The organism is Streptomyces sp. NPDC030840 (genome assembly GCF_055572015.1).
Map to the genome: position 1 here is coordinate 12,943 of NZ_JBVIEE010000038.1, position 13,266 is coordinate 26,208.

Consider the following 13,266-nt stretch of genomic DNA (forward strand, 5'->3'; position numbering starts at 1 on the left):
GTGGGGCGGCCGATCAGACGACGGGCGGAAGGAAGGGGCTCGCGGTCCCGCTCCACGTGACACTCAGGGTTTCGCGAGCGCGCGTGCAGGCGACGAAGAGCAGGCAGCGCTCACGGAGCAGGTCGGCATCGTGCTGGAGCGGGTCCGCCTCACGCGGGGTGATCTCACGGGCGAACGGGACGGTGCCCTCGGCTACACCGAGCACGGACACCGCCCGGAACTCCAGCCCCTTCATCGCGTGCATCGTCGCCAGCCGCACTCCTTCGGATCCCTGCGCGACCTGCCCTTTGACCCGTAGCACCGGGACGCCGGCGGCCTTCAGTTTCTCCTCGGCCGTGTCCAGGGCGAGGTTGAAGCGTGCGCACACACCGATCTCGTGCGGCGCGAAGCCCTCGGCGAGCAGGCTTCGGACCCGCTCAACCAGCGCCTCCGTCTCCTCCTGCCGGGTTGCGTATCCCCGCACCCGAGGGCGGCTGCCGTGGAGCAGGGAGCGGTAGCCGGCCAGCGAGTCCGTCCCCTCGCCCTCCAGCGCCTCGACGGTGACGGGCGCGAGGAGGTGGGCGGACCAGGCGAGGATCTCCTCCGTGGAGCGGTAGTTGACGCGCAACCGGAAACTGCGGCCGACCGTGGCGATGCCCAACGAACTCAGCGACACCCGGGAGTCGTAGATCCGCTGATGCGGGTCACCGGTGACGAACAGGTCGTCGGGACCTGGGGAGACGGCGGCGCGCAGCACCCGCCACTGCGCGGGATGCAGGTCCTGTGCCTCGTCGACGACGACATGGGCGTACGGAGCCGGCGCGTCGGCCAGGAGCTCCGCCGCGCGGGCGCAGATGCGCAGGTGCGTGGTCTCGCCGCGGTCGCGCAGCAACTGTTGGAACCGCTCCACACCGCTCCACACCTCCCGCCGGCGCGCGGGACCGAGACCAGTGCCGCGGCCGCGGCGGCTCGCGCCGAGGTAGGCGTCGAGATCGCGGAGGTTCTGGCCGAGAACGACGTGCCGGTACTCCTGGGCCAGGAACTGGGCGGTGAACGGCAGATCGAGCTGCTTGATCGCCTTCTCCCACAGCTGCCTCTGCTCACGGTCCCCGATCGGTTTGAGCATGGCCGCCGAGTGCGCGCGCACGACGCCGTTCGCACAGGCGTCGACCGTCGTCACGTCGATCCGCGCCAGCAGCTTCTCGTCCTCGTCGAGGAGCAGGCCGAGCATCTCGCGCAGCCCGGCGGCGAGCGCGTTCGTGTACGTGGTGAGCAGGATGCGGCCGTCCTCGGAGCGGCCGAGCAGATGCTTGACCCGGTGCAGGGCAGCCACGGTCTTGCCCGTGCCGGGTCCGCCGGTGACCTGGACGGGACCGCCGTACGAGGTGCGGTAGGCGACGCGCCGCTGGGAGGGGTGCAGGAAGACGCGCCAGGCCGCGAACGGCTTCGCCAGCATCTCCTCCAACTCCCGCGGCCCGGTGACCAGTCGGATGCGGGCGGACGTGTTGGTGATCACCGTGGCCAGATCCTCGACCGGTTCGGCCGGCGCGTCGGCGGGACGGCGCACCGCCACGACATCCCGGTAGACCTCCTCCGGGCTGAAATCCTCGGCGAGGTACTGGAGCACCTCCAGCTGATCCTCGGGCAGCAGAGTGGCAAAAGCCTCCAGTTGAGCCTTGTCCACCAGTGAACGCGCGGCGCGCAGTACTTGGTCGTCGATGCCGAGTTCGCGCAGTGTGCCGTCGGAGACGTCCGCGAACAGCAGCCGGGGAGCCGTGCGTGCGGCCGTCTCGTACAGCGGTGTCAGCTCGTCCAGGGCGACGGCGTTGCGCACCTCCAGGCCCCGGGTCGCGGAGTTCGCGCTGTACAGACGCTTCGCCGCCCACGCGTAGGCATCATCGTGCGGCAGGACATTGACGAGAAGGAACATGTCGCTGCCGTCATCGGGGGCGAGCACGACCCCGCGCCAGAAGTCGGTGATGCGAATGGTGCGCATCCGCGGGTCACGGGCGTTCTGGACGGACTCCAGGTGCAGCCCCTTGTCCGCGTTGAGTTCGGCGGCGCTCATGGCCTGGAACTTGGCCATGGCCTTGCGCACTCCGGCCCGGACCGGCTTCTCCAAGGTGTCGTAGCCGTCCCAGAAGCTCTGGGCGAAAGCGAGCCGGGGCATCAGGTCTCTTCCCTTCTTCCGGACGCCAGTTGTCCGGCGATCTCCCGGAAAGCTGTGAGGAGGTGCTCTGGTTCGCGAGAGAGATCGAGGCTGTGCCGGTGAATCCGCACTCCGCGTCCGTCCGGCCCCGTCGCCGTTCCTCGCACCTCGTGGAAACGCATGGGCTGTCGTCCGGCCGCGTACACCAGATGCGCCTCGCGCAGACCGAGCACAGTGGCGTACGCGAGCGCCTGGTAAAGGTCGGCGTTGAGGAGTCCGTCGGCCTTCTCGACCTTGTACTTGGCATCGACGACGCCGAGCGGGGTACGGCCGTCACCGGTGCGGACGACCAGGTCGGGGCGCATGCCTACAAGACCCGCGACATCGAGGTGATGGGAATCCTGAAGGCGCGCGGTCAGGCCGTGCGCCCCGAGCGCCTCGCGCAGGGCGACGGTCACGAAGTCCTCGAACAGCTTGTTCATGTCGAGCAGGAAACCGTCCATGGTGAGCGGTTCGTCCTCCACCGGCCGGTGCTCCGGCGAGGATCCGCGCAGGACGGCCTCGGCGAGCCGCAGCGCGGGCTGGTAGCGGGAGTTGAGGCGTGACGGCTGCCAACGCGGCAGGTCCTGCCCCCGTATCAGCGGCAGCGCGTCGGCCAGACGTACCCGCTGGTGAGTGAGGCGCCGCCGGACGGGACCGGGAACGTCCGGCAACCGCAGCAACCGCTCGGCGGCGGCGCGCAGGATGCGGTTCTCGGCGGTGTCGGCGGTGTACGCGTCGTAGGCGATCTCCACGGGCGGGGTACGGCCGAAGTGCCGCCGGATCTGCTCGGCCTCACGCAGCCTGCCGCGCACGACCAGCGCGGACTCCTCCACTTCCCGGTAACCCTGGAGAACTCCCTGGCGCAGTGCTCCGTCGATCTGCCGCTCCACGGCGTGTGCGAGTGCGGGGACGACGTCGTCGTACGCGCCGGTGTCGATGGTGCCTTCCCGGCTGTCGCGCCAGGCGCGGGCCGGGTCGAGGCTGAACCCGAGGAGGAAGAACAGTCGGCTCACCGGGGTCTTGGGCGTGATCCGTACGACCGGACCTCCAGGCATGCGCACGGCGCCGACCCGGCTGCCCGCCCGCAGCAGCCAGTGCCCATACCGCTGGGGATCGGGGGTCGCACTCTGGAGGATGCCCGAGGCGGCCAGGGCCTGTCCGGCTTCGGCGCCCAGGGGGACGGAGACGGCGGGCCCGTACTCGCGAAGCGACACCTCGGTAACGGGCACGGGCACGGGCACGGCCGCGGACACGGTCACAGGTGCTGCTCGCGCAGCGAGTCGAGGCCGTAGCGTGCGGTGACGTCGAGGCCCTCGCCGTAGTGGTGTTCCTCCAGCAGCGGCAGGATCTTCGTGCGCCAGGTCCGTTCGAGGCCGCCTTCGCGGTACACGCCCGGCTTCATCAGGTACGACGGCCCGATGGCGAAGTCGGCGTCGTCGATACGGGCGTTGAGGGCGTCGAGGAGGCGGGCGGGCTCCACGTCCCTGCCCTCACGCTTCAGCCAGCGAGCGAGCAGGCCCGCGGTCGGTTCCGTGCGCGGGGACAGCTCCACGAACGCGAAGCGGCGGCGCATCGCCGCGTCCACGAGGGCGATCGACCGGTCGGCGGTGTTCATCGTGCCGATCACGAAGAGGTTGGGCGGCAGCGCGAAGTCGTCCCCGGAGTAGGTGAGACGGACCGACCGCGTCCGGTACTCCAGGAGGAAGTACAGCTCGCCGAAGACCTTCGCCAGATTGGCGCGGTTGATCTCGTCGATGATCAGGAAGTGCGGGAGGTGCCGGTTGCCCTCGCGCGAGGCGAGATCGGCGAGCTCCCGGAGCGGGCCCGCCGTCAGCCGGAAGGCCACCTCCCTGCTCTCTGGGTCCTCCATGGGCCGGAACCCCTCGAAGAAGTCCTCGTAGGCGTAAGAGGGATGGAACTGCACGATCTTGACCTGCTCCGGACCGCCCCCGAAGTACTCGGCGAGTTTCATCGCCAGGTAGGTCTTGCCGGTGCCGGGTGGGCCGTAGAGCACCAACTGCCGCTCATCGATGAGGAGTTCGCGCATCTCTTCCAGCCAGGCGCGGTCGTGGACGAGGAGATCGGCGGTGAGTTCCTCGGTGATGGGCGGCAGCGACAGCTCGCGTTGTGCCGGCCGTTCCACGACGGGGTGCTCGCCGGTGTCGCAGGTTGCCGCCGGGGTCGTGGGGTCCGTCTGCCCCGTGAGCCCGTCGAGCGCGTCCAGCACAGCGGTCAGGTCGACGACGTCGTGCTGGACGGACAGCTTCTGCTGGACCTCTTCGGGCAGCTCCTCGTATGCATGGCTCTGCGGCATCCAGGCGACGGTCCTTCGCAGATTGGACAACCCACCCGGCGACGAGGTCTGCACGGCATCCCCGGTGATCCGCCCGATGTGCAGCCATCCGTCGCCGATGGTGGCGACGGTGTCGCCGATGCGCATCTGCGTCAGGAAGGCGTGCAGTTCGTCGACGAGGCCCCGCTTCTGGTTGTACGAGGCCGCCCCCTCGTACCCGTCCTCCACGAAACGGCGCAGGGCGCTCTTGGTCGGGTCGGTCTCCTCCAGGGGCGGCAGATGCGAGGCCGCGAGAGAGACGAAACCCTCCGTCAGCCACAGCTGTCGCACCAGGTTGCGCCCGGAGACATTGGAACCACGCACCAGCCACGCCTTGCGCGGAGCGCGCCATCCGGTGGACAGGTAGTCGGCGAGCGGGTGGCCCTCCTCGGTGCGCCAGGACTCGGGGCCGGAGGCGTCGTAGCCGTACACAAGTGCGGCGGCGGCCGAGGAGGAGTTGCACTCGATGTCCCGAATTGCCATCCAACGGGGCTCCGCCTGCGGCAAGCTGGGATCGGCGGGAGCGTCGACCAGGCCGCCGCTCGCGCGCAGCTCCGCGCGGTTGCGGCGGGCATGGTCACCGAGCCCGGGCCAGGCCTCGGCGGCCACCGACGAACCCTCCCGCAGGAGGAACTTGTGCGTGCCGTTGCCGCCGAACTCGGCGAGGAGATGCCCGCGCGCCTCACCGCCCTTGGGCAGCTTGATGCGGAACTCGGGTGTACCGGGGAGGAGTTCGGGTTGGGACACGGGTGACCTTCCGGGAGTCGCGAGGCCTGCGCCGACGTTCCCACCCTACCTGTTGACGCCGTCAAGCGACCCTTGGAGGTGTAAACATTTCAGGCGAACGCGTTGACGGTGTAAACGTATCGCCTCTAGTGTTCTGGTTGTGCCCGGCCGACCCTTCGCCGGAAGTCCGGGTGCTCGAACGCTCAAGTGGGGGGCACTATGGGTGGGGAGCCGACGGCCGAGGCCAGACGGCGGACGATCGAGGCGGAGTTGCCATCGGTCATTGAGAGGTTGAGACGATCTGCGTCTCGTTCGGGCCTCGTGAGTCATCGGGCCTTCGCCGTGGAGGCGGATCGGCTCGGGCTCACGAGCGACGAGCAGCAGCGAAGGCTGCGCAATGGGCTCGCCGCTGTCGGTCTTCACGTGAAGCCGTCGCGCCGGAAACCGGGGCGGACCTCCGCCGCGGCACTTGTCGCTGTGCCGGACGCGCAAGCCGCCGGGCCCGTGCCGCCGCCGGGAACGCGGGTGAAAACCGTCCCTGACCCAGGGTCGGTCCCCAGCGAAGCGGCCCGACGCCTGGCCCAGGCCCGGCGGATGCTGTCCCGCTACGCCGACGCCGACGGCACCGTCAGCAAGCTCGCCCACGACGGTGTCGTACGGCTCCACGGGCTGAGCCCCTCCGAGGGGCGCGAGTTGACCGCCGACTTCCCGATCACCCGTCCCCGCCCGCCCGGTATGTCCGTCCGGGCGGTGACGGCCGGTAGCACCCGGCCCGCGGCGCCCGTATCCGCTGCGACGCCGAGCGCCGCACCCGCGAAGGCGCCGGCCGGCAAGAAGCCCGCCCGCTCCGCTGTTTCCGCCACTGCCCCGCGACTGGCCGAGGCCGTGCTCGCTGCCCGGGCGGTGCTGGAGGCGGACCGGTGGCGGCGAGGCAGGGCCAAGGTGCTGCTCAAGGCGGAAGAGGAGGTCGGCCTTGCTGTACTCCTGCGCGGTGGTGAAGACCGCCTCAGCCGTAGCGACCGCCTTGGCCGCGACGTTCCGGTCGAGGAGATCGCCGCCTTGCCCCGCGACGGCGAGCGGTGGCGCGCATACGAATGCCTCGTCCTGCACAACCAGCGGCTCGTCTGGAAGATCGCGCTCGGCTACCAGGGACGCGGACTGGACGCCGACGATCTCGTCCAGCACGGAACCATCGGACTCCTGCGCGCGGTGCGCAGGTTCGACGCCACCAAGGGCTTCAAGTTCTCGACGTACGCGACCTGGTGGATCAAGCAGGCCATCACGAGAGCCATCGCCGACGAAGGCACCCTGATCCGACTGCCCGTGTACATCCACGAAAGGGTCAGCAAGGTCGCCGTCGCCGAGCGCAAGCTCCTGAACGAAGGCCGCCCCAGAACCGTCGACAACGTGGCGTACGTCAGCGGCCTCACCTTCACCGAAGTGGAAGAGGTGCGCAGAATCAGCCGGCCCACCGACTCCCTGGACCGGATCATCGGGGATGACACGGCCATCGGTGACCTGATCACCGGGCCGAGCCGACTGCCCGGCCCTGCCGACGTGGTGGTCCGCAAGGAGTTCCTGGCACGCCTGCGGCACGTTCTGGAGCACCTCACCGAGCGCGAACGGCATGTCGTCATCCGGCGTAATGGACTCGACGGTGACGAGCCGGACACGCTGGAGGACATCGGGGCTGTCTTCGGCGTCACCCGTGAGCGCATCCGCCAGATCCAGTCGAAGGCCAAGTGGAAGTTCCGCGGCCAGCTGGACCGTCATGGGCTGATGCCGCGGCCTCGCTGAAGTCGACGGCGCACGCCCCTCTCAACTCCCCTCATTCGAAGGAACCCGCACATGGACTCGCGCCAGGAGCTGGTCGACTACCTCACCCGCCAGCTCGTCGGCCCCGTCGGCGGTGACGACGAAGTGCTCGACGCACCGCCGGACCGGCAGTACCTCATGGGCACGCTCTACCCGCAACAGGCGGACCGCCGGCGTCGGCTCGACCTCGCCGCCGACGACCCCGAGGCACCCGGCGCCGAGCAGGACGCCCCCGACGTGGCCCCGGCCGCCGACCCCGTGCCCGAGACCAACAGCTGGCTGCCCGCGTCCCTCGGCATCAGCTTCTACACCGATGCCGTGGACGTCGAGGTCAGCTGTGCCGCCGCCCGCTACGAGACGCAGCGCAACGAACCCGGGCGCGGCCGGCGCTGGCAGCGCGTCCCCCTCACGCCCGAGACACACACCATCGGCCCCGACCGGGAGGAGGTGCCCGTCTTCGACCGCCGCGCGAAGATCCAGCTGACTCGCCGCTCCTACGGCGCGGGCACCCTCATCACCGTGGCCCTGGTCAACGAAAAGCACCACCACCCTGCCGACGACAAGGCGCCGGACTGGGACGACATGCTGTTCCAGTGCCGGCTCAGCGTCCGGCCCGCCGATGGCGCCGTGCTGCCGTATCCCAGCGTCCGGCTCGCCAGTCGCGATCCCGAGGAACGCGAACTGCGCCTTCAGTACCGGCACGTCGTCACCCATGCCGTCGGCCACGGCTGCGCCGTCCGCGAGGACCACGGCCAGGACGGCGGTGTCGAACTCCTCACTTGCGAAGCCCTGCCGCGCGCCGAGGTGCCCGCCGTCCGGGCCGGCGGCCCGCTCGACGCCCCCGCGCTCACCATCTCCCACTTGGCCGACCCGGCCGTCGGCAGGGACCAACTCCGCGAGGAGCTCGCCGAGTTCTCCGCCTCGTACCACGCCTGGTACGTGGGCCAGCGATCCGTCGAGGTGCCGCCCTGGGGCCAGGAAGCCGCGGAGCGGATCCTCGACCGCGTCCGCCAGGCGGTCACCCGCATCGAGGCAGGCGTGCGTACCCTGTGCGACCCCGACCGCCCCGAACTCCTCGACGCCTTCCGCATCGCCCAGCGCGCCATGCTGCTCCAGATGCGGCACTCCGCCCCCGACCAGGCCGGGCAGAGATGGCGCCGCTCCGACACCGTGGCCCTCGACCCGCCCGTCGACCCCAAGGCCGGCTGGCGCCCGTTCCAGCTCGCCTTCTTCCTCCTCGCCCTCGACGGCGTCGCCGACCCCGGACACCGCGACCGCGAGACCACCGACCTGATCTGGTTCCCCACCGGTGGCGGCAAGACCGAGGCGTATCTGCTCCTGGCCGCCTTCACCATCGCCCTGCGCCGGCTCCGCGGCGAAGGCGGCGGGACCACCGTGCTCAGCCGCTACACCCTCAGTCTGCTCACCACCCAGCAGTTCCAGCGTGCCGCCACCACGATCTGCGCCCTGGAGCACCTTCGCCGCACCGAACCCGGACTCGGCCTCGGTGGCGAACCCATCACCATCGGCCTGTGGGTCGGCGACACCACCACCCCGAACAAGTTCGAGGCGGCCAAGGTCGCCTTCGACGAGCAGCGCGCGGCCAGCCACCCCGAGGACGTCTTCATTCTCGACCGCTGCCCGTGGTGCGGCACCCGCATCCTGCCGCCCACCTGGTCCAGCGTCCGCTCCGACTACGGAGTCCGTGCCGAGGCGGACGAGTTCGCCTTCCACTGCACCCGTGACGAGTGCGCTTTCCACGACCTCCTGCCCGTCGCCGTCGTCGACCAGCACCTCTACGAGGATCCGCCCACCTTCGTCCTGGGCACCGTCGACAAGTTTGCCCGGCTCGCCTGGGAGTCGGACTCCGGCAGCCTCTTCGGCGCGGGCACCGGCCACCGGCCCCCGTCCTTGATCATCCAGGACGAGCTGCACCTGCTCACCGGACCGCTCGGCACCACGGTCGGTCTCTACGAGGCGGCCATCCTGGAACTGTGCACCGGCCCGGACGGCCGCCCACCCAAGATCGTCGCCGCTACGGCCACCATCCGGCGCTCCGCCGAACAGGTCCGAGCCCTGCACCACCAGGACGTCCAGCTCTTCCCGCCGTCCGGACTCGACGCCCGCGACAGCTTCTTCGCCGTCCCCGACACCGGCAGTCCCGGCCGCCTCTACCTCGGCGTCATGGCGCAGGGCCACACCGCGGGCCGCGGCGCCGTCGCCACCACGGCGGCCATGCTCCAGGGCGTCCACCAGCTTCCCGAGGAACACCGCGACGACTACTGGACACTCGTCGCCTACCACCACAGCCTGCGCGAACTCGGCCGTACCGTCACCGCGGCCGGCGACGACATTCCCGCCCAGCTCCGCGGCCTCGACGAGGGTGCGGGCACGCGCGAGCTGGTCGGTGAGCAGGTGCAGCAACTCGACAGCAGCGTGAAGCGCGCCGATCAGCCCATCCTCCTCGACCGCCTCGAAAAGCCCTGGACGGACCCCCGGTCGGTGTCGTTCCTGCCGTGCACCAACATGCTCTCCGTCGGCGTCGACGTGAAGCGGCTCGCGTACATGCTCATGCAGGGCCAGCCCAAGACCACCGCCGAGTACATCCAGGCCACCAGCCGCGTCGGCCGCCACCACGTGCCCGGACTCGTCGTCACCTACTTCAACGCCACGCGCCCGCGCGATCGGTCCCACTACGAGACCTTCATGGACTACCACCGGGCGCTCTACCGCTACGTGGAACCCGCCAGCGTCACCCCCTGGTCCCTGCCCGCGCGGCGCCGCGCCCTGCACGCCGCGCTCGTCATCCTGGTCCGCCACCGGCTCGGCCTGGCCGCCGAGAACCGCGCCGGACGGATCACCGACCACAAGGAAGAGGCAGGGCGGATCGCCGACACCCTCGCCGAGCGTGCCGCGACCGCCGAGCGCGGCGCCACGGGAGTCGACGCCGACGCCGTGCGCGCCGACGTGCGAGCGGAACTCGGTTACCTCCTGGACGACTGGTACCGGCAGGCCGACACCGCCGCCACCGAGGGCAAGGACCTCTACTACCGCAGCCAGGGCAAGGGCCAGCACAACCTGCTCAAGGGCTTCGAGCAGCGTTACGGCCTGTGGGAGACCCTCAACTCGATGCGCAGCGTGGACCGCGAGTGCCAGATCACCGTGACGGGAGCAGGAAAGTGAAGCGCAAACTCCGGGTCCGCCAGGCGCAGACCGTGCTGCCGTTCGGCGTGGGCGCGGTACTCGACGTCCAGGGCGAGTCCTTCGTCGCCGCCGGTATCGAGAGGTGGCCGGACCTCAAGACCCCCGTCCCGTCCGACCGGCTCGCCACCCGCCTCGGCGTCAAGGGGTTCTTCGCCGCACCCCACACCCTCAACGACCGCTACGACAAGGCCGACCGCCCCGGCGTCCCCTATGTTCGCTTCCCCGGCTGGCTGTTCTGCGGCTCCTGCCGGGCCATGGTCCGCTTTCTGCGCGAGAACGAGAAGCCGGGTGAGCCGCCCGTCTGCACGTCCTGCGCCGCAGCACCCCGCCTCACCCCGATGCGGTTCGTCCGCATCTGCCCGGACGGACACCTCGACGACGTCGACTGGTGGTACTGGACCCACTCCAAGCTCGCGCCCGAACTACGGCAGGCGTGCTCAGAGTCGAAGCAAGCCTGGAAGGCACGCCGGCTCAGCTTCCGCGTCGCCGACCGCGCCTCCGGTCTCGAAGCGCTCTCGGTGCGCTGTGAAGCGATCAGGGAGGGCGGCAAGCCCTGCGGCGCCGAACGTGACCTGCTCGACGTCCTCGGCCCCCAGGGCGGACGCTGTTCCGGCCGCAACCCCTGGCAGCACTGGGACGCGAGGGTCTCCTGCGGCCAGCAGGTGCACAACGTGCAGCGCACCGCCGGAAACGTCTACTACCCGGTCGTCTACTCGGCCCTCGACATCCCGCAGACCGCCGAAGCACCGCGTGCGGAGCGGAACATGGCGGAGGCCGTCCTGGACCACGGCTACTGGCCGCTCCTGCTCGACGCCCTCGGCACGTCCAGGGCCGACACCTTCCGCGGCATGATCAAGGAGGACACCGACGCCCCGGAAAGCCTCATCGACCAGCTCGTCGCGGAGGCCACAGGTGCCCCCACGCCGCCTCCCCCCGGCCGGCAGGAGTCCGGCAAGTCCGGAAAGGTCGACCTGAGCCGCGACGAGTGGTACGCCTTCGACGCCGTACAACTCCCGGAACCCACCGCGGAGTTCGCAGTCCGCCGCGGCGGACTCGGCCTAGACGGCGAGAAGGAGGAGCCCTGGGCCACCCTCGACGCGCATATCGGCGGTACCGTCCTGGCCGACCGCCTGCGCGAGGTGCGGGCGCTGACCGGCTTCCGCCGCCACTCCCCGGGCGGCACCCTCGTACCCGCCGACACCAGCGGCCGTCTGCGCTGGCTGCCCGCGACCGAGGTCTACGGCGAGGGCATCGTCCTCACCCTCGACGAAGAACGCCTCACTGCCTGGGAGAACGACCCCCGCGTACGGGCCCACGTCCACGGTATCCGTACGGACCTCGACGCGTCGTTCCGCGACGAACAGCTCGCCGAGACGACCGGCAGTGAACTCTCGCCCCGCTTCCTGCTCCTGCACACCGTCGCCCACCTCCTCATCCGCCAGCTCTCCTTCGACTCCGGCTACACCACCGCCAGCCTGCGCGAACGCGTCTACGGCCGCCCTGAGTACGGCCAGCACGGACTGCTCATCTACACGGCCGCCGGTGACGCGGAAGGCACCCTCGGCGGCCTGGTCCGGCAGGGCGAGGCACCGAACTTCGCCGAGACGCTCATCCGGATGCTGGAAGCCGCCGCCTGGTGCTCCGCCGACCCGCTGTGCGCCGAGCACACCGGCCAGGGCTTCGGCAATCTCAACCGGGCCGCCTGCCACGCCTGCACCCTGCTGCCCGAGACCAGCTGCCAGACCGGCAACACCCTCCTCGACCGCGCCCTGGTCGTCGGCTCCGCCCGCGTGCCCGGCTACTTCACCGACGTCCTCACCGCGAGCCGCGAGTCCGCCGCCGCCATCGCCCAGGGGTGACATCCATGACCACCGCGAACACCCCCGTGCTCCACCCCGACCTCACCCCGGCCCAGCGCGACTGCCTGGACGCCCTGCCGCTGACCGGCAACCACGTCGTCAGCGGCCCGCCCGGCAGCGGCAAGAGCCTGCTCGCCGCACACCGCGCCGTCCACCTCGCCCTCACCGGCCGCCCCACCCTGCTGCTGTCGCGCTCCAACCTGCTGCGCCAGCTCCTGGACGGCATGCTCCAGGGCCTCACGGTCCCCGGCACACCGGTCGAGGCCGCCACCGTCCATGGCTGGGTTCTGCGCCACTTCGGATACGGCGCACCGCGCACCCAGGACGGCTGGTTCGACTGGGCGGCCCTCACCCAGCAGGCTGCCGCCGCCCTCGGCGAGAACGAGGCGGCCACCCCTCACCTCGTCGTCGACGAGGGCCAGGACCTGTCGCCGGGCTTCTACCGGATGGCCCGCCTCGCCGCCACCTCCGTGACGGTCTTCGCCGACGAGTGCCAGCGCCTCACGGAAACGAACTCCACCCTCACCGAGATCACCGACGCCCTCGGCCGCTCCACGACACGGTTCGAGATCGCCGGGAACCACCGCAACAGCCGCGAGATCGCCTCCCTCGCGGAGCACTTCCGCACGGGGGGTACCCGCCCAGAGATCCCCTTCCGCAGTGGCACGCTGCCCACAGTCCGCCACTATTCCGGCATCAAGGACCTCGCCGACGACATCGCCGGCCTGGCGGCCCGGCACCCGCGGGACCGTATCGGCGTCATCGTCAACTCCCTGCGCACGGCGGCCGACCTGATGCGCCGCCTGGAACGCGCCGGCCTCGCCCACGAACCCCAGCTCTACAGCTCGGAGGCTTCGTCCGGCCGCTATCGCGACCTCGACCTGGCCCGCTCCGGCGTCGTCCTCGTCCACCGCGCCAGCGCCAAGGGCCTCGACTTCGACACCGTCGTCATCGCCGACGCGGAGTCCGACTCCGCCACCGACCCCACGGCGGCGACCCTGCGCATGGCGTACTACGTCATGATCACCCGCGCGCGGCAGCGGCTGGTGGTGGGTTGGCAGGGGAGTCGCCTGCCGCGGCATCTGGAGGGGCTGCACGGGTGGGTGCACATGCGGTGATGGCGCGACTGAGGCTACGAGCATGTTGGAAGACAAGGGGAG

7 protein-coding genes are annotated in these 13,266 nt (G+C 70.6%); 4 read left to right on the forward strand and 3 right to left on the reverse strand.

Features of this window, described 5'->3' with window-relative positions:
* Positions 1–13 precede the first annotated feature (13 nt).
* Genes ACZ49J_RS43645 through ACZ49J_RS43655 form a run of 3 tightly spaced genes read right to left on the reverse strand, consistent with a single transcriptional unit; the run spans position 14 to position 5,249 of the window.
* On the reverse strand, positions 14–2,149 hold the full coding sequence (locus tag ACZ49J_RS43645; RefSeq protein ID WP_467456857.1) for a UvrD-helicase domain-containing protein: 2,136 nt from the start codon (positions 2,147–2,149) through the stop codon (positions 14–16).
* Positions 2,149–3,429 carry an McrC family protein gene (locus ACZ49J_RS43650; RefSeq protein WP_467456858.1) on the reverse strand — a complete coding sequence of 427 codons (1,281 nt, stop codon included), beginning with the start codon at positions 3,427–3,429 and terminating at the stop codon, positions 2,149–2,151. The genes ACZ49J_RS43645 and ACZ49J_RS43650 overlap by 1 nt, the downstream gene beginning before the upstream one ends.
* The gene (locus ACZ49J_RS43655; RefSeq protein ID WP_467456860.1) at positions 3,426–5,249 is read right to left on the reverse strand and encodes an AAA family ATPase; all 1,824 of its coding nucleotides are present in this window, start codon (positions 5,247–5,249) and stop codon (positions 3,426–3,428) included. Before ACZ49J_RS43655 ends, ACZ49J_RS43650 begins: the two co-directional genes overlap by 4 nt.
* Positions 5,250–5,822: 573 nt before the next feature.
* Here ACZ49J_RS43655 and ACZ49J_RS43660 point away from each other — a divergent pair.
* The 4 genes from ACZ49J_RS43660 to ACZ49J_RS43675 are packed head-to-tail and all read left to right on the forward strand — an operon-like array spanning position 5,823 to position 13,224.
* Positions 5,823–7,025 (forward strand): sigma-70 family RNA polymerase sigma factor, encoded by a 1,203-nt coding sequence (locus ACZ49J_RS43660; protein ID WP_467456862.1) that lies wholly within the window; start codon positions 5,823–5,825, stop codon positions 7,023–7,025.
* Between the two features lie 51 nt (positions 7,026–7,076).
* Positions 7,077–10,226 carry a helicase-related protein gene (locus ACZ49J_RS43665; RefSeq protein WP_467456863.1) on the forward strand — a complete coding sequence of 1,050 codons (3,150 nt, stop codon included), beginning with the start codon at positions 7,077–7,079 and terminating at the stop codon, positions 10,224–10,226.
* Complete coding sequence (gene drmB, locus ACZ49J_RS43670) at positions 10,223–12,106, forward strand: DrmB family protein (RefSeq protein WP_467456865.1); 1,884 nt, start codon at positions 10,223–10,225, stop codon at positions 12,104–12,106. The genes ACZ49J_RS43665 and drmB overlap by 4 nt, the downstream gene beginning before the upstream one ends.
* 5 nt (positions 12,107–12,111) lie before the next feature.
* Positions 12,112–13,224, forward strand: a complete 1,113-nt coding sequence (locus tag ACZ49J_RS43675) for a DEAD/DEAH box helicase (RefSeq protein WP_467456866.1) — start codon at positions 12,112–12,114, stop codon at positions 13,222–13,224.
* Positions 13,225–13,266 lie beyond the last annotated feature (42 nt).